The 24,905-nt window shown below is 71.7% G+C and carries 20 protein-coding genes; 6 read left to right on the top strand and 14 right to left on the bottom strand.

Features of this window, described 5'->3' with window-relative positions; translation table 11 throughout:
• Nucleotides 1–6 precede the first annotated feature (6 nt).
• The 6 genes from ACIQNG_RS09055 to ACIQNG_RS09030 all read right to left on the bottom strand — a co-directional run bounded on the left by ACIQNG_RS09055 (nt 7) and on the right by ACIQNG_RS09030 (nt 7,019).
• The gene (locus ACIQNG_RS09055; RefSeq protein WP_401483460.1) at nt 7–975 is read right to left on the bottom strand and encodes an aldo/keto reductase; all 969 of its coding nucleotides are present in this window, start codon (nt 973–975) and stop codon (nt 7–9) included.
• Nucleotides 972–1,781 carry an SDR family NAD(P)-dependent oxidoreductase gene (locus ACIQNG_RS09050; RefSeq protein WP_401483458.1) on the bottom strand — a complete coding sequence of 270 codons (810 nt, stop codon included), beginning with the start codon at nt 1,779–1,781 and terminating at the stop codon, nt 972–974. The genes ACIQNG_RS09055 and ACIQNG_RS09050 overlap by 4 nt, the downstream gene beginning before the upstream one ends.
• Before the next feature lie 59 nt (nt 1,782–1,840).
• On the bottom strand, nt 1,841–3,247 hold the full coding sequence (locus ACIQNG_RS09045; RefSeq protein WP_401483456.1) for an L-fuconate dehydratase: 1,407 nt from the start codon (nt 3,245–3,247) through the stop codon (nt 1,841–1,843).
• 120 nt (nt 3,248–3,367) lie between these two features.
• Complete coding sequence (locus ACIQNG_RS09040) at nt 3,368–4,399, bottom strand: ABC transporter permease (protein WP_401483454.1); 1,032 nt, start codon at nt 4,397–4,399, stop codon at nt 3,368–3,370.
• 14 nt (nt 4,400–4,413) lie between these two features.
• Complete coding sequence (locus ACIQNG_RS09035) at nt 4,414–5,946, bottom strand: sugar ABC transporter ATP-binding protein (protein ID WP_401483452.1); 1,533 nt, start codon at nt 5,944–5,946, stop codon at nt 4,414–4,416.
• On the bottom strand, nt 5,943–7,019 hold the full coding sequence (locus tag ACIQNG_RS09030; RefSeq protein WP_401424246.1) for a sugar ABC transporter substrate-binding protein: 1,077 nt from the start codon (nt 7,017–7,019) through the stop codon (nt 5,943–5,945). Before ACIQNG_RS09030 ends, ACIQNG_RS09035 begins: the two co-directional genes overlap by 4 nt.
• A 194-nt stretch (nt 7,020–7,213) precedes the next feature.
• On the opposite strand from ACIQNG_RS09030, the gene ACIQNG_RS09025 reads away from it, so the two are divergent.
• Nucleotides 7,214–7,939, top strand: coding sequence for a FadR/GntR family transcriptional regulator (locus tag ACIQNG_RS09025; RefSeq protein WP_401483450.1), 726 nt, complete (start codon nt 7,214–7,216; stop codon nt 7,937–7,939).
• 129 nt (nt 7,940–8,068) lie between these two features.
• A complete protein-coding gene (locus ACIQNG_RS09020) occupies nt 8,069–8,719 on the top strand; it encodes an HD domain-containing protein (protein ID WP_401483448.1) in 651 nt (216 codons plus the stop codon).
• Nucleotides 8,720–8,724: 5 nt separating this feature from the next.
• On the opposite strand, the gene ACIQNG_RS09015 is transcribed toward ACIQNG_RS09020, so the two are convergent.
• The 6 genes from ACIQNG_RS09015 to ACIQNG_RS08990 all read right to left on the bottom strand — a co-directional run bounded on the left by ACIQNG_RS09015 (nt 8,725) and on the right by ACIQNG_RS08990 (nt 17,735).
• A complete protein-coding gene (locus ACIQNG_RS09015; RefSeq protein WP_401483446.1) occupies nt 8,725–9,846 on the bottom strand; it encodes a GlxA family transcriptional regulator in 1,122 nt (373 codons plus the stop codon).
• A gap of 80 nt (nt 9,847–9,926) precedes the next feature.
• Nucleotides 9,927–12,947 carry an alpha-mannosidase gene (locus ACIQNG_RS09010; protein ID WP_401483444.1) on the bottom strand — a complete coding sequence of 1,007 codons (3,021 nt, stop codon included), beginning with the start codon at nt 12,945–12,947 and terminating at the stop codon, nt 9,927–9,929.
• Between the two features lie 303 nt (nt 12,948–13,250).
• Complete coding sequence (locus tag ACIQNG_RS09005) at nt 13,251–14,516, bottom strand: glycosyl hydrolase (protein ID WP_401424251.1); 1,266 nt, start codon at nt 14,514–14,516, stop codon at nt 13,251–13,253.
• Nucleotides 14,517–14,628: 112 nt separating this feature from the next.
• The gene (locus tag ACIQNG_RS09000; RefSeq protein ID WP_401424252.1) at nt 14,629–15,546 is read right to left on the bottom strand and encodes a carbohydrate ABC transporter permease; all 918 of its coding nucleotides are present in this window, start codon (nt 15,544–15,546) and stop codon (nt 14,629–14,631) included.
• Entirely contained in the window at nt 15,543–16,436 is an 894-nt protein-coding gene (locus ACIQNG_RS08995; protein WP_401424253.1) for a carbohydrate ABC transporter permease, read from the bottom strand. The genes ACIQNG_RS09000 and ACIQNG_RS08995 overlap by 4 nt, the downstream gene beginning before the upstream one ends.
• 6 nt (nt 16,437–16,442) lie before the next feature.
• A complete protein-coding gene (locus ACIQNG_RS08990) occupies nt 16,443–17,735 on the bottom strand; it encodes an ABC transporter substrate-binding protein (RefSeq protein ID WP_401483442.1) in 1,293 nt (430 codons plus the stop codon).
• A 341-nt stretch (nt 17,736–18,076) separates the two neighbouring features.
• Between ACIQNG_RS08990 and ACIQNG_RS08985 the strand changes: the two genes are divergently transcribed.
• The 3 genes from ACIQNG_RS08985 (at nt 18,077) to ACIQNG_RS08975 (ending at nt 21,761) form a co-directional block, all read left to right on the top strand.
• A complete protein-coding gene (locus ACIQNG_RS08985) occupies nt 18,077–19,087 on the top strand; it encodes a LacI family DNA-binding transcriptional regulator (protein WP_401425115.1) in 1,011 nt (336 codons plus the stop codon).
• 310 nt (nt 19,088–19,397) lie between these two features.
• Nucleotides 19,398–20,090 (top strand): TetR family transcriptional regulator, encoded by a 693-nt coding sequence (locus ACIQNG_RS08980; RefSeq protein WP_401483440.1) that lies wholly within the window; start codon nt 19,398–19,400, stop codon nt 20,088–20,090.
• A 120-nt stretch (nt 20,091–20,210) separates the two neighbouring features.
• On the top strand, nt 20,211–21,761 hold the full coding sequence (locus ACIQNG_RS08975) for an MDR family MFS transporter (protein ID WP_401483868.1): 1,551 nt from the start codon (nt 20,211–20,213) through the stop codon (nt 21,759–21,761).
• Nucleotides 21,762–21,893: 132 nt separating this feature from the next.
• Here the strand turns inward: ACIQNG_RS08975 and ACIQNG_RS08970 are convergent, their stop codons facing one another.
• Entirely contained in the window at nt 21,894–22,067 is a 174-nt protein-coding gene (locus tag ACIQNG_RS08970; RefSeq protein ID WP_401424256.1) for a hypothetical protein, read from the bottom strand.
• 1,058 nt (nt 22,068–23,125) lie between these two features.
• On the opposite strand from ACIQNG_RS08970, the gene ACIQNG_RS08965 reads away from it, so the two are divergent.
• Nucleotides 23,126–23,356, top strand: coding sequence for a hypothetical protein (locus ACIQNG_RS08965; RefSeq protein WP_401424258.1), 231 nt, complete (start codon nt 23,126–23,128; stop codon nt 23,354–23,356).
• Nucleotides 23,357–23,365: 9 nt separating this feature from the next.
• Here ACIQNG_RS08965 and ACIQNG_RS08960 read toward each other — a convergent pair whose 3' ends face one another.
• On the bottom strand, nt 23,366–24,859 hold the full coding sequence (locus ACIQNG_RS08960; RefSeq protein WP_401483438.1) for an SDR family NAD(P)-dependent oxidoreductase: 1,494 nt from the start codon (nt 24,857–24,859) through the stop codon (nt 23,366–23,368).
• Nucleotides 24,860–24,905 lie beyond the last annotated feature (46 nt).

The following is a 24,905-nucleotide window of genomic DNA, read 5'->3' as shown; positions in this document are numbered from 1 at the left end:
CGACGCTCATGACGGGGCCTCCGGGAGGGCGGCGGTGAGCAGGCCCTCGCGGCGCAGTTCCCGCCAGAAGGACGCGGGGACGGTGGTCCGGAACTGCTCGGCGCAGTCCTCGGCCTCGGCTGCGGAGCGGGCGCCGACGAGGACGCCGGTCACGGCCGGGTGGGCGGCGCAGAAGGCGAGGGCGGCGGCGCGCAGGGTGGTGCCGTGGCGTTCGGCGGCGGCCTTGAGGCGCAGGGCGCGGTCGAGCAGGGCGAGGGGGGCGGGGGCGTAGTCGTAGGTGCTGCCGGGTCTCGGGTCGGCCAGCAGTCCGGAGTTGAAGGCGCCGCCGATCACGACGTCGACGCCGTGTTCGAGGGCGGCGGGGAGGAGATCGGTGAGGGCGCTCTGGTCGAGCAGGGTGTAGCGGCCCGCGCACAGCACCACGTCGATGTCGGTGTCCCGGACGAAGCGGGTGAGCATGGCCGACTGGTTCATCCCGGCGCCGATCGCGCCGACGACGCCCTCGGAGCGCAGCTTCTCCAGGGCCGGGTAGCCCTCGCGGAACGCCTGCTCGGCGTGGTCGTCGGCGTCGTGGAGGTAGACGGTGTCGACGCGGTCCAGGCCGAGGCGTTCGAGGCTGGACTCCAGGGTGCGGCGGACACCGTCGGCCGTGAAGTCCCAGACGCGGCGGTGGGTGGCGGGGACGGCGAAGCCGTGGTCGAGGCCGGCGGCGGGGGTGCCGTCGGTGCCGTCGGCCGGTTCGAGGCGGCGGCCCACCTTGGTGGAGAGGGTGAAGGTGTCGCGGGGATGCGCGCGCAGGGCGGTGCCGAGCCGGCGTTCGGCCAGGCCGAGGCCGTAGTGGGGGGCGGTGTCGAAGGCGCGGATGCCCTGGTGCCAGGCGGCGGTGACGGTGGCGTGGGCCTGCTCGTCGGTGATCGGGGTGAAGAGGTTGCCGAGGGGCGCGGTGCCGAGGGCGAGGGTGGCGCGGGCCGTCATGAGGTGGCCGGGCGCAGCCGTAGGCCCTGCATGCCGCCGTCGACGGCGAGGGCGGTGCCGGTGGTGGCGCCGGACAGGGGGCTCGCGAGGTAGACGATGGCGCCCGCGGCCTCGGCGGCGGAGACGAGGCGTCCGGTGGGCTGGCGGGCCTCCAGGGCGGCGCGTTCGGCCGGCGGGTCGGGGGCGGCGCTGAGCAGCCGGCCGATCCAGGGGGTGTCGACGGTGCCGGGGTTGACGCAGTTGACGCGGATGCCTTCGCGGACGTGGTCGGCGGCCATGGCGAGGGTGAGGGAGTACACGGCGCCCTTGGTGGCGCTGTACAGGGCACGTTGGGGCAGTCCGGCGGTGGCGACGATGGAGCAGGTGTTGACGATCGCCGCGTGGGCGGAGGCGCGCAGATGGGGCAGACAGGCGCGGGTGGTGCGGACGACACCGAGGATGTTGACGTCCATGACCCGGTGCCACTCGGCGTCGTCGTTGTCCTCGACGGTGCCCCGGGCGCCGATCCCGGCGTTGTTGACGAGCACGTCGAGGCCGCCGAGGTCGGCGACGGCCGCCGCGACCGCGGACCGTACGGAGGCGTCGTCGGCGACGTCGGCGCGCCGGGCGAGCAGGGGTTGCGGCACGCTCGACGGGTCGAGATCGAGGACGGCGACGCGGGCGCCGCGCCGGGCGAGGAGGTCGGCGGTGGCCCGGCCGATACCGGAGGCTCCGCCGGTCACCAGGGCCGTCAGCCCCGCGAAGTCCTTCGTCTCGCTGAAGTCCCTCCCCTCGCTGAAGCCGCTCACCGCGCTGAGGTCGCTCACGTCACAGGATTCCCTCACGCCACGGGAGTCCCTCGTCTCGCTGGAGTCGCTCGGTTCCGTCATGCCGCGTGTCCTTTCCGCCGCTCGTCCCGCGGGTTCTTCGGCTCCTGTGGCCGCCGGTCGGCGGCCCAGAAGGCGCCGTCCGGGAAGGTGTAGCGCTCGATGGACCCGGGTCGCATGGTGGCCGAGAAGCCGGGTGCCGTGGGGGCCCGGTAGTGACCCTCGCGGATCACCACCGGGTCGAGGAAGTGCTCGTGCAGATGGTCGACGTACTCGATGACCCGGTTCTCGGTGGTGCCGGAGACGGCGATGTAGTCGAACATCGACAGATGCTGGACGAGTTCGCACAGTCCGACCCCGCCGGCGTGCGGGCAGACGGGGACGCCGAACTTGGCGGCGAGCAGCAGGATGGCGAGGTTCTCGTTGACGCCGCCGACGCGGGCGGCGTCGAGCTGGAGGACGTCGATGGCACCCGCCTGGAGGAGCTGTTTGAAGACGATCCGGTTCTGGACGTGTTCGCCGGTGGCGACCTTGACCGGGGCGACGGCCTCGCGGATGGCGGCGTGGCCGAGCACGTCGTCGGGGCTGGTGGGTTCCTCGATCCAGTACGGGTCGAACTCGGCGAGCGCCTTGGTCCAGCGGATCGCCTCGGCGATGTCCCAGCGCTGGTTGGCGTCGACGGCGAGGCGGACGTCGGGGCCGACGACCGAGCGGGCGACCCGGCAGCGCCGGATGTCGTCGTCCAGGTCGGCGCCGACCTTCAGCTTGATCTGCCGGTAGCCGTCGGTGACGGCCTGGGCGGCGAGCCGGCCGAGCTTGTCGTCGTCGTAGCCGAGCCAGCCCGCGGAGGTGGTGTAGGCGGGGTAGCCGGTCTCCAGCAGCCGGGCGGTGCGCGGGCCGGCGCCTTCGCGGCCCCGGCGCAGCAGGTCGAGGGCCTCGTCGGGGGTGAGCGCGTCGGTGAGGTAGCGGAAGTCGATCTGCCGTACGAGCCAGTCGGGTTCGGCGTCGGCGAGCAGCCGCCACAGGGGTTTGCCGGCCCGTTTGGCGGCGAGGTCCCAGACCGCGTTGACGACCGCGCCGATCGCCATGTGCATCACGCCCTTCTCGGGGCCGAGCCACCGCAGCTGACTGTCCCCGACCAGGTCCCGGAACAGCGCGCCCGGGTCGGCGCAGAGTTCGTCCACGGGGCGGCCGACGACATGGTGGCGCAGGGCGTGGATGGCGGCGACCTGGACCTCGTTGCCCCGTCCGATGGTGAAGCTGAAGCCGTGCCCCTCGGGGCCCGTGCCGGTACCGGTGTCGGTATCGGTATCGGTGCCGGTATCGGTGTCGGTGCGCAGGACGACGTAGGCGGCCGAGTAGTCGGGGTCCGGGTTCATCGCGTCGGAGCCGTCCAGTTCCCGTGAGGTGGGGAACCGGATGTCATGGGTGTCGACCGCGGTGATACGGGCGGGGGTTCGGCTCACGGAGGGCCTTTCGCTTGCGTACGGGGGCGGCGGGGGTGGGGCGGGCGGTCCCGGGGTCCGGGGGGCCGTCGCGGCGGGCGGTCCCGGGTGGCCGAGAACCCGGGCGGGCCGGGGTGCGGGTCAGTCCTGTGCCCGGCCCGTCGTCACGCGGGCGATCATCAGGGCGACCAGGATGATGCCGCCGTAGATGGCCTGGATCCAGAAGGACGGGACCTGGGCGAGGGTGAGGAGGTTCTGGACGACGCCCAGGAGCAGCACCCCGGTCAGGGCGCCGAACATGGTGCCCTTGCCGCCGTCGAGGCTGATGCCGCCGATGACGGCCGCCGCGAACACCGTGAAGATCATGTTGTTGCCCTGGTTGGCGCTGATGGCGCCGACGTACCCGGTCTGCATGATCCCGCCGATCGAGGCGAGGACGCCGGCGACGACGAACACGCCCAGCATCACCCGCTCGACGCGGATCCCGGCGGCGCGGGCGGCCTCGGCGTTGCCGCCGATGGCGTAGAGGGCCCGGCCGACCCGGTGGTACTTGAGGAAGAACCCGGCGGCGGCGAAGGCGATCGCGGCGAGCCACACGGACAGGGGGACGGTGAGGAAGGTGGTGGTGGCCAGCGAGTAGAACGCGTCGGGCATGCCGAAGAGGGTCTTGCCCTCGGTCGCGCCGACCAGCAGCCCGCGCAGCACGATCAGCATGGCCAGCGTCACGATGAACGCGTTGAGCTTGAACTTGACGACGAGGATCCCGTTGAACGCGCCGACCGCCGCGCCCGCGACCAGCACCGCCGCCAGGGCGACGGCGGCGGGGAGTTCGGTGCCCCAGCCGGCCGCGGCGGAGGGCAGCACCAGCAGCGCGCCGACCGCGGGCGCGATGCCCACGACCGACTCCAGGGACAGATCGAACTTGCCGGTGATCAGCACCAGTGACTCGGCGAGCACGACCATGGCGAGCGCTGCGGAGGCCCCGAGGACGGAGATGAGGTTGCGCTCGGTCAGGAACGAGTCGTTGACCACCGCGCCCAGGATCAGCAGCAGGACGAGGGCGGGCAGCAGGGCGAGTTCCCGGGCCCGGCGCAGCAGTACGGCCCTGGCCGAGGCGGTGGGGGCGAGGGGGCTCGGGGGCGCGAGCGGTTCGGCCGCCTTGGTGTCAGCCATGGTCCACTCCTTGGTCAGCCATGGTCCACTCCTTCGATGGAGGCGATCAGCTCGGGGTCGCGCCAGCCCGCCGGGTGTTCGGCGACGACACGGCCGTGGAAGAGGACGAGGACCCGGTCGCAGCGGCGCAGGTCGTCCAGTTCGTCGGAGACGACGAGTACGGCGATCCCGTCGTCGCGCGCGCTGTCCATGCGGGCGAGCAGGGATTCCTTGGACTTCACGTCCACCCCGGCGGTCGGGTTGATGAGGACGAGGAGCCGGGGGTCGGAGGCGAGCGCGCGGGCCATGACGACCTTCTGCGCGTTGCCGCCGGACAGGTCGGCGACGGGCTGGTCGGGGCCCTCGGTGTGGATGTCGAGGCGGTCGATGAGGTCGGCGGCGAGGCGACGGCGCCGTTCGCCGCCGACGAGCCCGAACCGGCCGAGGCGGTCGAGCACGCTCAGGGTGGCGTTGTCGCCGACGGTCATCCCGGGGACCAGCCCCTGGTCGTGCCGGTCGCGCGGCACCCAGCCGACCCCGGCGTCCAGCGCGGCCCGGACCTGTCCGAACGGCAGTGGCGCCCCGTCCACCAGCGCGCTGCCCGCGGTCGGGGTGTGCAGCCCGGCCAGGGTCTCGGCCAGCTCGATCTTCCCGCTGCCGCTGCTCCCGGCGAGCCCGACGACCTCGCCCCGGCGCACGGTCAGGTCGACCCGGTCGTACGACGGTGAGGTGAGCCCCCGTACGTCGAGGCGGACCGGCGCGTCGGTGGCCGAGGGGGCGTCGCGGTGCCGTTCGGCCCGGTCGGTGACGCTCTCCCCCGCCATCGCCTCCACCAGGGCGTGGCGCGGGAGGGCGGCGACCGGGGCGGTGGTGATCCAGCGGGCGTCGCGCAGCACGGTGACGGTCTGGCAGACCTCGTAGACCTCCTGGAGGTGGTGCGAGATGAACAGGAAGGTCACGCCCGATTCCTGGAGCGCCCGCATGCGGGTGAACAGGCGCTCGATCTCCCGGTTGTCGAGCTGTGCAGTGGGCTCGTCAAGGATGATGAAGCGGGCGCCGAAGCTGAGCGCCCGGGCGATCTCCACCATCTGGCGGTCCTCGACCTTGAGGTCGGCGGTGCGGGCGCCGGGGTCGACGCGCACGTCCCAGGTGGCGAGCAGGTCCGCGGCCTCGGCCCGCAGTCCGCGCCAGCTGATGACGCCGCGGCGCAGCGGCTGCCGGTTGATGAAGAGGTTCTCGGCCACGGTGAGTTCGGGTACGACGGTGGGCTTCTGGTAGACGCAGGCCACCCTGCGGCGCCAGGCGTCGCGGTCGGCGAGCGGGGGCGCGGGTTCGCCGTCGAAGCGGACCGTGCCCTCGTCGGCGGCCTGGAGGCCGGTGAGGATCGAGACGAGGGTGGACTTGCCGGCGCCGTTGCGGCCGACGAGGGCGTGGGACTCGCCGGGCCGCACGGTGAGCCGTCCGTCGCGCAGGGCGGTGGTGGCGCCGTAGCGCTTGACGACGTCCTGGGCCTCGACAAGGGGCGGGGCGCCCGTGTCCTGGGCCTTGGCCGGGGAGGGGGTGTTCATCCGACCGTGTTGCCCCACAGCTCGGGGTCGTCCACGTTCTCCTTGGTGACCAGCGGGGCGGGCAACTGGTCCTCCAGGATGCCGCTGGACAGCTTCACGATCTCGGAGCCGTGGTCGGTGGGGCCGGGCTCGAAGGTCTTCCCCGCCATCGCGGCCTTGATGTAGTACATGCCGTAGCGGGCGTAGAGGTCGGCGGGCTGGGAGACGGTGGCGTCGATCTCGCCCTTGCGGATGGCGTCGTACTCCTGCGGGATGCCGTCGTTGGAGACGATCGCGATGTGGCCGTCCTCGCCGGCCTTCTTCAGCAGGCCCTTGGACTTGAGGGTCTGGAGGGTGGGCGCGAGGTAGACGCCGCCCGCCTGGAGGTAGATGCCCTTGATGTCGGGGTTGGCGTTGAGGAGGGTGTCCAGCTTGGAGGCGGCGGTGTCGGACTCCCACTTGGCGGGGATCTCCAGGACCTTCAGCTTCGGGAACTTCTCCTTCACACAGGAGCGGAACGCCTCGGAGCGCTCACGGCCGTTGACCGAGGCGAGGTCGCCCATGATCTGCACGACCTTGCCGGAGGGGATCTGCTCGCCGAGGTAGGCGCACGCCTTCTCGCCGTAGGCCACGTTGTCGGCGCGGACCACCATCGCGACCTTGCCCTTGTCGGGTGCCACGTCCACGGCGACGACCGGTACGCCCTTGCGCTCGGCCTGGTCCAGCCCCGCCTCGATGGCGGCGCTGTCCAGCGGGGCCACGACCAGGCCCTTCACGCCCTGGTTGAGCTGGTTGTTGATGTCGGTGATCTGCTGCGAGGGGTCGCTGTTGGAGTTGACGGTCTTCAGCGCGTCGACCCCTTCGGAGTCGGCCATCTTCGGCACGTAGTCGTTGTACGACTGCCAGAACGGCGAGGTCAGCAGGGGCAGGATCACCCCGACCTCGCCTTCGCCGCCGCCCCCTCCCGCCCCCGCCGTGCCTGCCCCGGTGTCCTCGGTGCTGCCGCACGCGGTGAGCACGAGGGCGGCGCAGGCCGCCGCCGCCAGCGCACGGGGTGCGCGCGAGGGGGCGTGACGCCCAGTTCGGTCGGCCATCTGACAGCTCCTCATCAAGGGTGATCGAGGGAGTTCGAGCGGTTGCCCGCATATTTATCAGACCACTTCGGACCGTCAACACCCTTCGGCGGCGAATTTCGGGGATTCTTGGCCGGAGTGGTCCGACCACCTTCCTATTGGTCCGACCACTTCCACGGTTAGACTGCGGCGCACCCGGCGACAGGAGGAGTGGCGTGAACGAGACCGCCGAGTCCGCGGCACCGCAGAAGGGCACGGTCACCCAGCGAGCCATAGAGCGGATCAAGGTGATGATCGGGGAGGGGCTCCTGGAGCCCGGCCAGCGGCTGCCGACCGAGCGCGATCTCGCCGTCCAACTGGGGATCTCCCGCAGCTCGATGCGGGAGGCGATCCGCGCGCTGACCGTGCTCGGGGTGCTGGAGGCCCGGCACGGTTCGGGCATCTACGTCACCCAGCTCCAGGCCGGTGATCTGCTGGAGACCTTCGGGGTGGTCGCCGACCTGTCCCGCGGCCCGCGGCTGGTGGAACTCCTGGAGGTGCGGCGGATCCTGGAGTCCACCGCCACCGCGCTGGCCGCCGCCCGCATCACCCCGGACCGGCTCGCCGAGGTGGAACGCCATCTGCGGGCCATGAACGCCACCGACGACCCCGAGCAGATCCTCGCCCACGATCTCGCCTTCCACCGCGAGATCGCCCTGGCCGCCGGCAACGAGACCATGGCGGCGATCCTGGACGGCCTCTCCTCGCGTACCTTCCGCGCCCGCGTCTGGCGCGGCTATCAGGAGGAGGGCGCCTTCGCCCGCACCCGCCGCGAACACGCCGCGATCCATCGGGCGCTGGCCGCCCGGGACCCGGAGGCGGCACGGGCGGCTGCCGCCGCGCACGTCGGGGAGGTGGAGGAGTGGCTCCGGGCGCAGGTGGGGACAGGAACGGGCGCATGACCATGAGCGGGAGCGGGAGTGGCGGGCCAGGTCCGGATCCGAGGGTCGTACGTCCGTACGGACACTCATGGACGGGCTCGCGATGCGGTTGTCTGATGGTGAGGGAACGACCACCAGGAGGCGACCGACATGACCACCACCGGACCCACCGAGATCGCCGGCATCACGGTGCCGGACAGCACCCTGGTGCGCGAGGCCACGGACCTGGTCCGTGAGGCGACCTCCGACACCGTCTACCACCACTCGCGGCGGGTCTACTTCTGGGGCTCGCTGCGGGGCCGGGCACGGGGCCTGGCCGTCGACCCGGAACTGCTCTACGTCGGCGCCCTCTTCCACGACCTGGGCCTGACCGAGCGCTACCGCCGCGCCGACCAGCGCTTCGAGATCGACGGCGCCGACGAGGCCCGGGAGTTCCTGGCCCGGCAGGGGATCACCGACACACGGGCCGATCTGGTCTGGCAGGGCATCGCGCTGCACACCACGCCGGAGATCCCCTGGCACATGGCGCCCGAGGTCGCGCTGGTCACCGCCGGGGTGGAGGCGGACGTGCTGGGCCTCGGGCTGGCGGAGATCGGCGACCCGGCCCTCAAGGAGGTCGTGGCGGCGCACCCCCGGCCGGACTTCAAGCGGCGGATCCTCAAGGAGTTCACCGACGGCATCGCGCACCGCCCGGCGACGACGTTCGGCAACGTCAAGGCGGATGTGCTGGAGCGGTACGTGCCCGGCTACCGGCGCGAGAACTTCGTCGACATCGTCCTCGGGTCCGACTGGGAGGAGTGAACCGGCTACGCCCGCTGGTGGTCCACCGGGCTCGGCGGTCCACCTGGGCGGCGGTCGGCGCCACCGGCGCCAGGCGTGCCGCCCGTGCCATCGGTGCCGCCCGTGCCATCGGTGCCGCCCGTGCCGCCGGGGCCGCCCATGCCGCCGGGGCCGCCCGCGCCGCCCGTCGAGCGGAACCGGTCCCGGTAGGCGCCCGGGGTGATCCCCAGCAGCCGCCGGAACGCGCGCCGCATCGTCTCCACCGAGCCGAACCCGCTGGCCCGCGCCACCGCGTCCAGCCCGTCCCCGCCGCTCTCCAGCAGCGCCTGCGCCGCCTCCAGCCGTACCCGCTCCACGAACGCGGCGGCGGTCGCCCCCGTCTCGGCGCGGAACAGCCGGGACAGATGCCGCTCGCTGACCTCGGCGGTACGGGCCATGGAGGCGAGGGTGTGCTCGGCGCGCGGGTCGGCGGTCACCGTGTCGAGGACCCGCCGCAGCGCCGAATCCGCCGGGTGGCGGGCGCTCTGCCGTACCGAGAACTGCGACTGCCCGCCCGGCCGGGCCATGAACACCACCAGTTGCCGGGCCGCCGCCCGCGCGATGTCCGCGCCGAGGTCGGCCTCGACCAGCGACAGCGTGAGATCGATGCCCGCCGTGATCCCCGCGGAGGTGAGGAACCGCCCGTCCCGTACGAAGATCGCGTCGCTGTCGACCCGTACGTCCCGGTAGCGGGCGGCGAGGTCGGCGGCGAGCCGCCAGTGGGTGGCGGCACGGCGCCCGTCGAGCAGTCCGGCGGCGGCCAGCGGGAAGGCTCCGGCGCAGATCCCGGCCACGGTACGGGCCCCGCCCGCGAGCCGCCGGACGCCCTCGATCAGCGGGCGGTCGGAGGTGGCCGCCCACCAGTCGGGCCGGCCGGGCACCATCAACGTGTCCACCGGGAAGTCGACGTCCGCGAGCGCCAGGTCCGGCATCAGCCGGACCCCCGCCGTCGCGGTCACCGGCCCGCCGTCGACGGAGACCGTGGTGATCCGGTACGCCCCACCGTGCTCGTTGGCCGCGGCGTACACCTCCAGCGGCCCGGTGACATCGAGGATCTGCACCCCCTCGAAGACGACCATCAGGACCTGGTGGGGCGTTGCCGTGCGCATCCCCCGATCCTCGCGGGCACCGGGCGGGCGGGGCAAGCGCAGGGGCCGCCGACGCGGCCCCTGCGCACCGGGCCGCGGGCTCAGGCCCGCTTCAGCCGCAGCGTCATCAGCTCGAACGGACGCAGTCGTACGGCGATCCGCGCCCCGTCGGCCTCGGGCGCGGCGGTGTCGGCGAGCGGACGCTCCAGCAGGTCCGTCACCTCCACCCCGGCCACGTCGAACCCGGCGGTGAGGGTGGTGCGGGCCCGGCCGCCGTGCGCCTCGTGGAAGCGGACGACCACATCGCCGCTGCCGTCGTCGGCGAGCTTCACGGCCGTGACCACCACCGCGTCGGCGTCCGCCGAGACCAGCGGCGCCACCGCTGCGGCGCCGGTCAGCTCCCGCTCCGGCTGGTTGATCCGCCAGCCCTCGCGGACCGCGTCCCCGATGGACGCGCCCGGCACCAGCGCGTGCCGGAAGCGGTGGACGCCCTGGTCGGTCTCGGGGTCGGGGAAGCGCGGGGCGCGCAGCAGCGAGACCCGGACCGTGGTGGTCGTACCGAGGTCGCCGTCGCCGCGGACGGTACGGGTCACGTCATGGCCGTAGGTGGAGTCGTTGACGACGGCGACACCGAAGCCGGGCTCCTCCAGGTGGACGAAACGGTGGTTGCACGCCTCGAACTTGGCGGCCTCCCAGGAGGTGTTGGTGTGGGTGGGCCGGTGGAAGTGCCCGAACTGGGTCTCCGACGCGTAGCGCTCGGCGTGCACATCGAGCGGGAAGGACAGCTTGAGGAACTTCTCCGTCTCGTGCCAGTCGACCTCGGTGTCCACCACCAGGCGCCGCTCCCCCGGCGGCAGCGTCAGCACCTGGGTGACCTTGGAGTCGCCGAAGGTCCGGACGATCCGCACCGAGGCCCCGTCGTCGCCGGGCACCACCTCGTCGGCGTCGGTGAGGTCGGTGACGGTGTTGCGGTAGAACTCGTCGACGTCCCAGGCGTCCCACATGTTCGGGAAGTCGGGGTGCAACTGGAGCAGATTGGCGGCCCGCCCCGGCGCGACCGTCTCACGCTCGGCATCGATGTCATAGGCGCTGACCACGAGTCCGGCCGCGTCGATCTCCACCCGCAGCAGCCCGTTGTGGAGGAGGTGCCCACCGCCGTCCCGGGGCGCGAGTTCGGTGCGGCCCTCGTTCGCGGGGGCACCGGCGCCGCCCGCGGGCACACCGCGGCGCCGGTGCGGGGCCGCGTTGAAGACGAGCGGGGCGGAGCCCTCACCGGCGAGCGCGCGCTGGGCGGCGGTGATGATCGCCTCCAGCTCCCCGGCGACCCGGTCGTAGGTGGCCCGTGCCTCGCGGTGCACCCAGGCGATGGACGAGCCGGGCAGGATGTCGTGGAACTGGTGCAGCAGCACCGTCTTCCAGATCCGGTCCAGCTCCTCGTACGGGTAGGGGGACCCGGTCCGTACGGCGGCGGTGGCGGCCCACAGCTCGGCCTCGCGCAGCAGATGCTCGCTGCGGCGGTTGCCCTGCTTGGTCTTGGCCTGGCTGGTGAGGGTGGCGCGGTGCAGCTCCAGATACAGCTCGCCGACCCAGACGGGGGGTTCGGGGTACTCGGCCTCGGCCTTGGCGAAGAAGTCGGCGGGGGTCTCCCAGGTGACCTTCGCCGAGCCCTCCAGGTCGCGGAGGCGGGCGGACTTGGCGACCATCTCACGGGTGGTGCCGCCGCCCCCGTCGCCCCAGCCGGTGGGGGCGAGGGAGTGCCGGGCGACGCCCTTGTCCTTGAAGTTGCGGGCCGCGTGCGCGATCTCGCTGCCCTTCATGGAGCAGTTGTAGGTGTCGACGGGCGGGAAGTGGGTGAAGATCCGGGTGCCGTCGATGCCCTCCCAGCGGAAGGTGTGGTGCGGGAACTTGTTCGTCTGCGACCAGGAGATCTTCTGGGTGAGCAGGTACTTGGCGCCCGCCGCCTTGATGATCTGCGGCAGCCCGGCGGCGAAGCCGAAGGTGTCCGGCAGCCACGCCTCGTCGTTCTCGACGCCGAACTCGTCCAGGAAGAACCGCTTGCCGTGCACGAACTGCCGGGCCATCGCCTCCGAGCCCGGCATGTTGGTGTCCGACTCGACCCACATGCCGCCGGTGGGCACGAACCGCCCGTCGGCGACGGCCTTCTTCACCCGCGCCCACACCTCGGGCCGGTGGTCCCTGACCCAGGCCCACTGCTGCGCCTGGGACATGGCGAAGACGAAGTCGGGCTCGTCGTCCAGGAGGGCGGTCATGTTGGAGGTGGTGCGGGCGACCTTGCGGACGGTCTCGCGCAGCGGCCACAGCCACGCCGAGTCGATGTGGGCGTGGCCGATGGCGCTGATCCGGTGCGCGGAGGCCACGGCGGGCTGGGCCAGCACCTCCCGCAGCCGCTCGCGGGCCCGGTCGGCGGTGGCGTTGACGTCCTGGAGGTCGACGGCGTCCAGCGCCTTCTCGACGGCGCGGACGATGTCGTGGCGCCGGGCCGAGTCGGCGGGCAGCTCGGCCATCAGCTCGCCGAGCACCTCCAGGTCGAGGACGAGCTGCCACACCGTCTCGTCGAAGACGGCGAGGTCCATCCGGGTCAGCGTGTACTGCGGCTCGCTGCCCGCGGTGTCCTTGTCGCCGAGCCGGGTGGGCAGGAAGGGGTGGTAGTCGAGGATGACGGGGTTGGAGGCGGCCTCGATGTGCAGCCGTACCTCCTCGCCGCCCTCGACCGGTGCCCCGATCCGCACCCACTGGTTGCGCGGGTTGAGGCCCTTCACCGGGGTGCCGTCGGGGCGGTAGACCAGGCCCTCGCACTGGAAGCCGGGCATGTTCTCGTCGAAGCCGAGGTCGAGCAGGGCCTCGACGGTCCGGCCCGTCCACGCCTCGGGGACGGTACCGGTGACCCGGAACCAGCTGGTGCCCCACGGAGCACCCCACTTGGCACCGACCTCGAACGGCACGGGTTCGGCCGCGAGCCCCTCGGCGACCGGGACCGGCTCGTCGGGGGCGTTCCACACAGCGACGTCGAGCGGCACGGACTCGGGGTAGACGGCGGGGCGGATGCGTTCGTCGAGGACACGCTTGAGACGGCCTTCGACGAGACTGCGGTCGTCATGCATACGGGGTGCTCCGTAGATCGCTGGATCGGCAGATCGGTTGATCGGTTGATCGGTGAGTCAGTGGATTCGTGGGTCGGTGGGTCAATGGATCCGTGGGTCAGTGGGTCAGTGGGCCGGTGGATCCGTGGGTCGGTGGGTCAACAGGTCGGTGGGTCAACAGGTCTTCATGTCGCTACGGAAGTCTTCACCAGGTGTGGGTCACGGCGACAGGGGCCGACGAGGGGTACAGCTCCCCCACCGACCGCGGGTCGAACCGTGCCGTGCGTTCCTGCCGCTCAGGCGGCACCGGGTGCGCGGTGGGGTTCACGCGCGGGTGCCTCCCGGTGGGGTGGGGAGCACCTGGTCGGATGTGACGACCTCGGTGATGCCGCGGGCGGTGAGGTGGTCCTGGTCGGCGGCGCGCGAGTCGAGGACGGTGGTGGGGCGGGCGCCGTCGGCGGTGAGCCGGAAGTAGGCGTCGTAGAGGTCGCCGCCGGGGGCGCAGCGTGAGCGGGCGGCGGGGTCGGCCGGGACGGTCAGCGCGGTGGTGCGGGGGGCCGGGGTGCGGGGGGACGCCGCCTGTGCGCGGGCGGCGCGGGCCAGGGCGCGTGCGGTGTCCTTGGGCTTGCGGTCGTTGGTCAGCAGGCCCAGACCGTATTCCAGTTCGGGGAAGTCGGCGAGGTCGCGGGAGACGTCGTGGGAGCACCACCAGGTGATGCCGAACAGATCGGGACAGTCCAGGGCGTGTTCGACGGTGGCCTCGGTGAAGGCGGCGGCGTGCTCCGGGGGGATCAGCGGGGCGGGGGCGCCGACCTCCTGGAGCCAGACCGGCCGGTGCGGCTCGGCGGCCCATGCCTTGCTCAGCTCGATCAGATAGGCGGCGTGGTGTTCGGTGGGGACGGAGACGCGGCCGTGGCGTTGGGCGGTGCCGTTGAACACCCAGGAGTGGACGGCGGTGACGGCGCCGTGCCGGGCGGCCTGGGCGGGGGTGAAGGGCTGGTCGTCCTGGTACCAGGTGGCGTCGTACTCGGCGTGCAGATGGAGCCGGCCCGGGGCGCCTTCCTCGCATGCGGCGAGCATCCGGGTCAGCCAGGCGTCGATCTCGTCGGCGCTCGCGCGGTCGGGGTCGGGGTGGGGTCCGGCCGAGAACTGGTTGACCTCGTTGCCGAGGGTCATGCCGAGGAAGTTGGGCCGGTCGGCGAGCGAGGCGGCGAGGGTGCGCAGCAGGTCGGCCTGGCCGTCGAGGACGTCGGGGTGGGTGAAGAGGTTGCGCCGGTGCCAGGTCCGGGTCCAGGCGGGCAGGAAGTCGAAGCTGCTCAGATGGCCTTGCAGTCCGTCCACGTTGACGTCGAGGCCGCGTTCCCCGGCCGCGTCGACGAGGGCGCCGAGCTGTTCGAGGGCGCGCGGGCGGATGAGCGCGCGGTTGGGCTGGAAGTACGGCCAGAGGGGGAACACCCGGATGTGGTCGATGTCCAGGGCGGCGAGGGAGTCGAGGTCGGCGCGTACGGAGTCCAGGTCGAAGTCGAGCCAGTGGTGGAACCACCCTTCGCTGGGGGTGTAGTTGACGCCGAAGCGCACGGCAGAAGACATGGAGGTCCCGGTTCGGTTGTGCGTACGTTCGCTGGTGGGGGGTGAGGGGTGGGGGTGGGCGGCGGTCGGGCGGCCCGAGGGTCCCGGCCGCCGCGGTGGAGGGGGCCGGGGGTCAGCCCTTGACCGCGCCCTCTCCGACCCCGCGGAAGAAGTACCGCTGGAGGCAGGCGAAGAGCAGGATCAGCGGGGCGACGGCGATGATGGTTCCGGCGGCGACGAGGCGTTCGTCGTTGGCGAAGGTGCCGTGCAGATAGTTCAGACCGATGGTGAGGGTGAAGTTGGCCGGGTCGCTGAGCACGATCAGGGGCCACAGGAAGTCGTCCCAGGCGCCCATGAAGGCGAAGATGGCGACGACGGCGAGGGTGCCCTTGACCGAGGGCAGCGCGATCCGCAGGAACCGCTGCCAGACGTTGGCGCCGTCCACGAACGCGGCTTCCTCGATCTCGTAGGGGACGTTCAGGAAGGCGTTGCGCATCAGCAGCACGTTCAGGGAGGCGATCGAGCCGGGGAGCAGCACTCCGATCAGGGTGTTGTTGAGGCCCAGCTCCCGCATGGTGGTGAACTGGGCGATGATGATGCCCTCCACGGGCACGAGCATCGCGAGGACGAAGGCGAGGGTGGCGGCGCGGCGGCCCCGGTAGCGCAGCCGGGCCAGGGCGTATCCGGCGAGGGCGGCGCCGACGCAGTTGGTGACGACGTTGGCGACGGCGACCTTCAGCGAGTTGAACGCGTAGTCCCAGACCGGGATGGTGTCGGCGACGCGCTCGTAGTTGTGCAGGGTCGGTTCGCCCGGCAGGAACTTGGGCGGGGAGCTGAAGACATCCTCGGTCGGTCCCTTGAGGGAGGTCGAGAGCTGCCACAGGAACGGCCCGACCATCAGCGCGAGCACGGCGAGCAGCAGGGTGTAGCGCAGGACCAGTTCCCAGACGGGGATGCGGCGGCCGTTCTCGTCGGTGAACCGGCCGCGGCGGGCGGGGCGCGGCGGGGCGGCGGGGGCCTTGGCGGTCCGTTCCTTCTCGATGACGCTCATCGGTCCTCCTTCCGGTCGGCGCGCAGCACGAGCAGCATCAGGGCGACGGTGACGACGAACACGACCACGGAGATCGCCGAGGCGTAGCCGACGCGGCCGGTGAGGCCGGTGCCGGTGCGCTGGACGAGCATCACGAGGGTGGTGTCCTCGCCGGCCGGTCCGCCGTTGGGGCCGGCCATCAGATAGACCTCGGAGAACACCTTGAAGGCGGCGACGGAGGAGAGCGCGCCGACGAGGACCATGGTGGAGCGGACGGCGGGCACGGTGACGGTGAAGAAGCGGCGGACGGCTCCGGCGCCGTCGACGGAGGCGGCCTCGTGGAGTTCGCGGGGTACGTTCCCGAGCGCCGCGAGGTAGATGATCATGTAGTAGCCGAGGCCCTTCCAGACCGTGACGGTCATGGCGCTGAGCAGCAGCAGCCACTGGTCGCTGAGGAAGCCGATCCGGTCGACGCCGATCGTTTCGAGCAGGGAGTTGACCAGGCCGCGCTCGTCCAGCAGCCAGACCCAGATGAGGCCGACCACGACGATGGAGGCGACGACCGGGGTGTAGAAGGCGGAGCGGAAGAAGGTGACGCCGGGGATGGTCTTCTGCACGAGCATCGCGAGGAGCAGCGGCAGGATCACCAGGGCCGGTACGACGCCGAGGACGTAGAGGGAGCTGTTGCGCAGGCCGATCCAGAACATGTCGTCCTGGAGCAGCTCGCGGAAGTTGTCGAGTCCCACGAACTCGCCGGCGACCAGGGTGCGGCGGTCGGTGAAGGAGTTGACCAGGGTGGAGAGGAAGGGGTACAGCACGAACGCGCTGATGATGACCAGTCCGGGCGCGGCGAACAGCCAGGGGCTGGTCGGCAGCTGGCGCCGTACCCGGGAGAGAGCGGGACTCGCCATGATGACTCAGCCCTGCTGCTGGAGCAGCCGGTCACACGCCTTGACAGCGTTGTCAAGCGCTTCTGCGGGGCTCTCCTTGCCCTGGAGCGCACGGGCGATGGCGTTGCGCAGTTCGACCTTCATCTGCTCGCTGAACAGCACCGGCGTGTAGTTCACGGCGTTCTTCAGCGACTGGGCGGAGGCGACGCGCACGCGGGTCTCGTCGGTGCCGTCCTCCTCGGTGAAGTACGGGTCGTCGAGCGAGCCCGCCGTGCTCGGGAAGATGGCGACTTCCTTGGCGAAGGACATCTGGCGGGTGGCGTCGGTCACGAAGTGTCCGAAGGCGACGGCGGCGGGCTTCCGCTTGGTCTGCGCGTTGACCATCACGCCCATCACGTACATGTTGACGTTGCCGGTGCTGGTGATCTGGTCGGTGATGCCGATGTTCTTGTACAGGTTCGGCGCCTGCTTCTTGAAGTTGTCCAGGTCCAGGGCGCTGCCGGGGTTCATGGCGACGCCCTCGGTGAGGAACTTCTTGCCGGACGACTCGGGCGTCGCGGTCAGCGCCTGCGAGTCCAGCGCCTTGGCGTCGTAGAGCTTCTTGTACCGGGTGAGGAGTTCGACGCCCTTGGCGTCGTTGAAGGTGAAGCCGGTGCCGTCGTCGTTCATGAGCGGGACGCCGTAGCGGCCGAAGTCCTCGATGGTGGGGACGTTGGCGAGGGTGGCGACCTCGCCGTCCGTCTCCTCGGCGATCTTCAGCGCGGCCGAGAAGAGGTCGTCGTAGGTCTTCGGCGGCTGCTCGGAGTCGAGACCGGCCTTGTCGAAGAGGGACCGGTTGTAGAAGAGCGGGCCGGTGTTGAGGTACCAGGGGAAGGCGTACGTGCCGGTCAGGCCGGGTATCTGGTGGCTGGCCCAGGCGCCCTCCAGGTACTCCTTCCGGTACTGCGGCGCGGCCTTGTCCAGGTCGAGGGCGAGGCCCGCCTTGGCGAGCGGGGCGGCCAGGTCCGGGGAGACGTTCACGACGTCGGGCAGGGTGCCGCCGGCCGCGTCCGCGCTGATCTTGTCGGCGTAGCCCTCGGCGGGCTGGTCGACCCACTTGACGTCGGTGCCCGGGTACTTCTTCTCGAAGTCGGCGATGACGCCTTCGAAGTAGTCCTTGAAGTTGGCGCGGAGGTTCCAGGTCTGGAAGGTGATGTCACCCTCCACCTTGCCCGAGGCGTCGGCGGAGCCGCCGTCGTCTCCCCCGGAGCCGCAGGCACTGAGCGGCACGAGGACGGCGACGACGGCAGCGGCGGCGAGGGTCCGGCGGGAAATGCGCACGACGATGTGCTCCTTTGCGGCGGTCCGGTCCGAGGGACGGGCCGGGATGAACCGGAGGTGTCGGGCAGACACTGCACTTGCCGATGGGGGAAAGTCAATGCATTCCGCCCATCTAAAGTTTCCAGCTGATCAAACCACCAGGTCAGAAGGGTGGTTGACCGGCTCTTGCGGGAGTTCACTAATGCGCTTTAGGGTGATGCCACTCAAGCGCATTAGTACGTCGTCTACTTCCACCGCGCCGCGCGCGCCTTCCGAGTGGGGATCCGAGTGGAGATCCGAGTGGGGATTCCAGTGGGGAGCAGCACGTGACGGGCAAGCGGTCTCCCGCGCGCCGGCCGACGATGAAGGACATCGCACGGCGGGCCGGGGTCTCGGAGAGCGCGGTGTCCTTCGCGTTGAACGGACGTCCAGGGGTCTCCGAGGTGACCCGGGACCGGGTCCGCCGGGTCGCCGAGCAGTTGGGCTGGCGGCCGAGCACGGCGGCCCGGGCCCTGTCCGGGGAGGGTGCCGCGACGGTCGGCTTCGTGCTGGCCCGACCCCCCGGCACGCTCGGCGTGGACTCGTTCTTCCTCCAGTTGGTCTCCGGCATCCAGGAGGTGCTGGCCGAGCGGCACCTGGGGCTGCTGTTCCAGATCGCGCGGGACATCGCCGACGAGTGCGACGTCTACCGGCACTGGTGGGCCGAGCACCGGGTGGACGGGGTGCTCGTGGTCGACCCCCGTACCGACGATCCGCGTCCGGCCCTGCTGGACGAACTGGGCCTGCCCGCCGTGGTCATCGGCGGCCCGCCGGAGGGGGACCACCCCGGGCTGTCCACGGTGTGGGCGGACGACGCGGGCGCGATGGCGGCGGTGGTGGACGAGTTGACCGCCCTCGGCCACCGGCGGATCGTGCACATCGCGGGCCTCGCGGGGCTCGCGCACACCGAGCGCCGGATCCGTACCCTGCGCGCGGAGGCGGAGCGGCGCGGACTGACCGAGGTGCGCTCGGTGACTACCGACTACTCCGACGCCGAGGGCGCGGCCGTGACCCGCCGGGTGCTGTCCGGGCCCACTCCCCCGACGGCCCTCGTCTACGACAACGACGTGATGGCGGTCGCCGGAGTCGCCGCCGCCGCGGGGCTCGGCTTCTCCGTGCCGGGCGATGTGTCGGTGGTGGCGTGGGAGGACTCCGCCCTGTGCCGCATGGTCAAGCCGTGGCTGTCCGCGCTCTCCCGCGACACCGTGGAGTTCGGCCGCACGGCGGCCCGCGAACTGACGGCCCTGCTCGACGGCGGCCCGGCGCGGATGGTGCAGGTACCGGTACCGAGACTGATCGAACGGGAGAGCACGGGGGTGGCGCGGGGCGGGTGAGGGGTGGGTGACGGGTGGTGATGGGTGGGTACCGGGTGGGTGACGAGCCGGGGGTTGGGCCGCGGAAACGGGCGGGGGTGGGTGAGGGGCGGGGCGTCGAGGCCGCGGGCGGCGTCGTGCCGGGGCCGTCCCGCCAGGGACGTGGCGTCGAGGCGGTCCCGCCTGAGATGTAGCGCCGAGGCCGTCCCGTCAAGGGACGCCAGAGGCTGTCTCACCTGGGACGTCGCGCAGGGATGTCGCCCCGGGAGACGCGGGCGCGGGACCGATTATTAATTTTGCACGACATGCAGCTTTGCATATGCTGCACGTCATGCCGGAGAAGAAGGCCGCCGGGGGCGGACTGCGTGAGCGCAAGAAGCGGGCCACGCGTGCCGCGCTCGCGGAGGCGGCGGTACGTCTGGCCGCCGAGCACGGGGTGGACCAGGTCACCGTCGAGGCCATCAGCGCCGCGGCGGGTGTCTCCGTACGGACGTTCTTCAACTACTTCGACTCGCGCGACGACGCGTTCGTCGTGATCGACACCGGTATCAGCACCCGTATGCGGGACGCCGTCCGGCAGGCCCCGGCCGAACTGTCACCGCTGGACGCCGTACGCGAGGCGATCGCCGCGGAACTCGCCGGGGCCGAGCAGCAGCACGAGCTGTGGAACCTGCACGCCCAGGTGCTGCGCAAGGCACCGCATCTGCTGGTGCGCAGCCTCGGCGCGCACATGTCGGACGAGACGGCGCTGGCCGAGGCCGTCACGGCACGGCTGCGGAGCGGCTCCGCGGAAGAGACGACCGCCGGTGCCTCCGGGGAGCCCCCGGCGCCCGCCGGCTGTGAGTCCGCGCGCCAGGACCTCGACCTGTACCCGCGGCTGCTGGTCGCCGTCGCCGGTACGGCGGTCCGGGTCTCCATGGAGCACTGGAGCGCCCGGCCCGAGGAACGGCGGTTCGCCGACGTGTTCCGGGAGACGTTCACGATGCTGGCCGCCGGGCTGCCCGCCCCCACGCCGCCGGACTGACCGGCGCCCCTCCCCCTCCCCTCCCTTTGCCTTCCCTTTCCTTCCTCTCCCTCCCCTTCGAAAGAGCCCGTCGTGACCGCACCACCGCAGACGCCCGAGAAGGCGTCGTCGCCCACCTCCATGTCCCAACGGCAGATACTCCAGGCCATGTCCGGTCTGATGGCCGGAATGTTCGTCGCGATCCTCGCGGGCACGGTCGTGGCGAACGCCCTGCCCCGGATCATCGCCGACCTCGGTGCCAGCCAGTCCGCCTACACCTGGGTCGTCACCTCCGAACTGCTGGCGATGACCGCCACCGTGCCCCTGTGGGGCAAGCTGTCCGACCTCTACAACAAGAAGCTGCTGCTTCAGCTGTCGCTGGCGATGTTCGTCGTCGGTTCGCTGCTCGCCGGGTTCTCGCAGGGCGTCGGTCTGCTCATCTTCAGCCGGGTGATCCAGGGCATCGGCGCCGGTGGTCTGACCGCGCTCGCCCAGGTCGTCATGGCCGCGGTGATCCCGCCGCGGGAACTCGGCCGGTACGCGGGTATCTTCGGCGCGGTCTTCGCCGTGGGCACGGTCGCCGGACCGCTGGTCGGCGGGGTCATGGTGGACACCGACTGGCTCGGCTGGCGCTGGTGCTTCTTCATCGGGGTGCCGTTCGCGCTGATCGCGATCGCGCTGCTCCAGCGCACCCTGCGGCTGCCCACGGTCCGGCGTGAGGTGAAGATCGACTGGCTGGGCGCGTTCCTGATCGTGGCCGGTGTGTGCGCCCTGCTGATCTGGGTGTCGCTGGCGGGCAACCGGTTCGACTGGGCGTCCTGGCAGACGCTCGCCCTCGCCGGTGGTGGTGTGGTGCTGCTGGTGGCCGCGGTCGGCGTGGAGTCCCGCGTCCCCGAGCCGGTCATCCCGCTGGACATCTTCCGCAACCGCACGGTCTCCCTGACCACCGTGGCCAGCCTGTTCGTCGGTGTCGCCATGTTCGGCGGGACGGTGTTCCTCTCCCAGTACTTCCAGGTCGCCCTCGGCAAGTCGCCGACCGTCGCGGGGCTGATGAGCCTGCCGATGATCCTGGGGCTGCTGGTGTCGTCCACGGTCGCCGGTCAGGTCATCAGCCGTACCGGCAAGTGGAAGCGGTACCTGGTGGCGGGCGGGATCATCATGACCGCCGGTCTGGGGCTGCTCGCCACCATCGACGCGGGCACCCACTTCGGACTGCTCAGCCTGTACATGGCCGTGCTCGGTGTCGGTGTGGGCATGCTGATGCAGAACCTGGTGCTCGCCGCGCAGAACGACGTGCCCGCCGCCGAACTGGGCGCCGCCACCTCCGTGCTGTCCTTCTTCCGCAGCATGGGCGGCACCATCGGCACCAGTGTCCTCGGCGCGATCCTCGCCAACCGGGTCGCCGACGAGATGACCAAGGGCCTCCAGGAGGCCGGGGTCAGCGACGCGGCGACCGGGGGCGCAGGCGGGGGCGGCGAGTCCTCGCACGTGCCGGACATGACCACCCTGCCCGAGCCGATGCGCGAGATCGTGGAGCACGCCTACGGGGTGGCCACGGCCGATCTGTTCCTCATCGCCACGCCGTTCGCCGCGCTCGCGCTGCTCGCCGTGGTGTTCCTGAAGGAGAAGCCGCTGAAGACGACCAGCGGCATGGAGCGCCTCGCCGAGGAGTCGAAGACCCCGGTGGGCTGAACCGCACCGGACCGGGCGGGGCCTCGCGGCCCCGGCCCCTCCGGCCGGCAGGGGCGTGTGTCGGCACGCCCGTGCGGTCGGCGATCGCGACGCCGTCCGGCGGTCTCCCGCGCGGACGGCGTCGCGATCGCGTCAGTCGACGCTGGGCAGGATGTGCGGCTCGGCGAGGTCGTCCTCGTATCCCGCGAGACGGATGGGGGCCGAGCGGGCCCACACGTCGAGACTGCAGATGTCGCCCGGCTTACGGCCCGGGCGCTTGGGGCGGTCCTCGGGGCCTTGATCGGGATTCGGCTTCTCCGGTGTCACCGCGCACTCCTTATGTGTCGGGTCACCCTCGGACGTCTCCGGCCGCACTGCGCTCCGGCACCGGACGCCCGCTCGGGGCTGGCTTGAACGTTCGGACGCGGTGGCGCCGGCAACTTGGCTGAGAGCAAGGCCGTGGTGAACCGGCTTGTCCCGGGACGGACCATGGGCGTGGGTGGGACCCCTTGATGCTGTCCGTCGCCCTCCAGATTAACCAAATGAGCGGCCCCCTGCTCGATGGGGCTGAAAACAACGGGTAACTATCGGACATCGGCCGGTGGCCGCTCCATCCAGTTCTACACCTATTTGTTACATAATGCGTCATTTTGGAGTCACTCCATCGGCGTAACGTCACGAACGGAGCTTCGAGATGGTTGCGCCGTTCAACTGCTGTTGGCCGGGCCGAAAGCCCGCCATGATCTGCTGCGCGGCCGTACGGCTGTCTCGTGGGAGGGCGGACGCATGGAACCGCGCGACATCGACGGGCTGATGGCCGCTCCATCTGCCGGCCGCACGCTGTCTCGCCGCCGTCTCCCCCGGCCGGGGGCTCTCACCGCAAAGCGCGCTCAGCGCGCTGTCCCTGCGGGCCCAGGGCGACCCGATGGGACCGGCGGAGGATGCCGGACCCGACGCGTCCGGCGGAGGCCGCCGCCTTCGCACGCGACCCGCTGGGCGAGGACGCGATCGCCCTGCGCCGGGCCGACGACGCGGGCAAGGTGCCCGGTCTCGCCGCCGGAGCGCTGGCGGACCGGCGGCCGGTGCTGGACGTCGTCGGGGCCCGGCACACGCCCGGCCCGGCACTCCCGGCCGGGCGCCGTGAACCGGCCCGGGGTGCGGCCCCGGCCCGGGGTGCGGCCCCGGCCCGGCGTGCGGCCCCGGCCCGGCGTGCGGCCCCGGCCCGGGGTGTAGTCCCGTACGCCGCGAGGGGGGCGTGGTCGAAGGTCGCGAATGGCAGTCCTCGATGCCCGATGCGATCGTGGAGGCAGCGTTCGCCGGCTCGGCACACCCCGGCCCACCTGCCGGGACGCTCCGGTGGACGGTCCCCGGAAGGTGGACAGGACATGAGCGAGAACCATCCCGGCTCGGCCGCACCGCCCCCGGTCACTCCGCCCCCGGCCGCGCCCGCGCCGCCGCCCGAGCGGAGCCGGCCCGACCACCGGGACCTGTCCCGGGTCGTCCTCTACTACGCGCTCGCCCTGGCGGCTCTTCTCCTGGGCATCGGGGCGCTGCTCATCGGGATCGCCTGGTCGGACATGGCGGACGTGGCCGACAACGGCCGTTCGTTCTGGTGAGCGGACGGCTCACCACTTGCCGGGCGCGTAGTCCTTCAGGAAGACACCGAACACATCCTCGCCCTGCTCGCCGCGCACGATCGGGTCGTATACGCGGGCCGCGCCGTCGACCAGGTCGAGCGGGGCGTGGAAACCGGCGTCGGCGAGGCGCAGCTTGTCGTAGTGCGGGCGCTCGTCGGTGATCCAGCCGGTGTCGACCGAGGTCATCAGGATGCCGTCGGACTCGAACATCTCCTGCGCGCTGGTCCGCGTGACCATGTTCATCGCGGCCTTGGCGGCATTGGTGTTGGGGTGTCCGGCGCCCTTGTAGCCGCGGCTGAAGACGCCCTCCATCGCCGAGACGTTGACGATATGGGCCCGCTTGCTCGCGGCGGTGCGCGCGGCCTCGGCCATCGCCGGTCGCAGGGCGCTGATCAGGATGAACGGCGCTGTGTAGTTGCACAGCTGGGTCTCCAGGAGTTCGACCGGGGAGATCTGGTCGATGCTCTGCACCCAGGTGTTGCTGTCCACGACGTCGGGGACGAGGCCGCCCGCGTCGATGGCGGTGCCGTCGCGGTGCCGCTCCACGCTGGCGTTGCCCGCGACGAGGGCGAGGTCGGCGACCTGCTGCGCGTCGAGCCCGGAGGTGCCGAGGGGCAGCGCGGCCAGTCCGTCGACCGCGCCGGAGTTGAAGGCGCCGATCACCTGGTGGGCGGGGAGTTCACCGGCGGGCAGCGGCGCGCTCTCGCCGTCGACCAGGGCGGCGTAGGCGGAGGGCAGCCGGCGTACGGTCTGGGTCGCGTTGTTGATCAGGATGTCGAGCGGCCCCTGCCCGGCGACCCGCTCGGCGAGGGAGACCGCCTGGGCGGGGTCGCGCAGGTCGATGCCGACGACCTCAAGGCGGTGGATCCAGTCGGCCGAGTCGTCCATGGCCTTGAAGCGGCGGATGGCGTCCTTGGGGAAGCGCGTGGTGATGGTGGTGTGGGCGCCGTCACGCAGCAGCCGCAGCGCGATGTACATACCGATCTTGGCCCGGCCGCCGGTGAGCAGCGCGCGCTTGCCGGTGAGGTCGGCGCGGGCGTCGCGCTTGGCGCGGTTCTCGTCGGCGCACTTCTCGCAGAGCTGGTGGTAGAAGTAGTCGACCTCGACGTACCGGGTCTTGCAGATGTAGCAGGAGCGGGGGCGCTGGAGTATTCCGGCGATCCGGCCGCGCTCGGTGCGGGAGGAGGGCAGCAGGCCCTCGGTCTCGTCGTCGATGCGTTCGGCGGAGCCGGTGGCGGTGGCCTCGGTGACCGACTTGTCGTGGGCGGTCTTGGCGGCCCGGCGCTCCTGGCGGCGGCGCTGCTTGACCGTGCGGTAGACCCCGGCGGTGGCCCGGCGCACGGCGATGGCGTCGGGGTGGTCGACCTCCAGCTTGTCCAGTTCCTCCAGCACGCCGAGGCAGACGGCGAGCCGTTCCGGGTCGATGCCGGGCCCGTAGACCACCTCGTCGGGGGAGGCCGAGCCGTCCTGTGTCACCGTCATCGCCGCTGTCGTTTCCCTGCTGCCCTGGCGGCGCTCCGTCCGCGCC

The sequence above is a fragment of the Streptomyces sp. NPDC091377 genome, from assembly GCF_044757045.1.
GTDB lineage: Bacteria > Actinomycetota > Actinomycetes > Streptomycetales > Streptomycetaceae > Streptomyces.
This window is presented reverse-complemented; position numbering and strand designations above follow the sequence as displayed.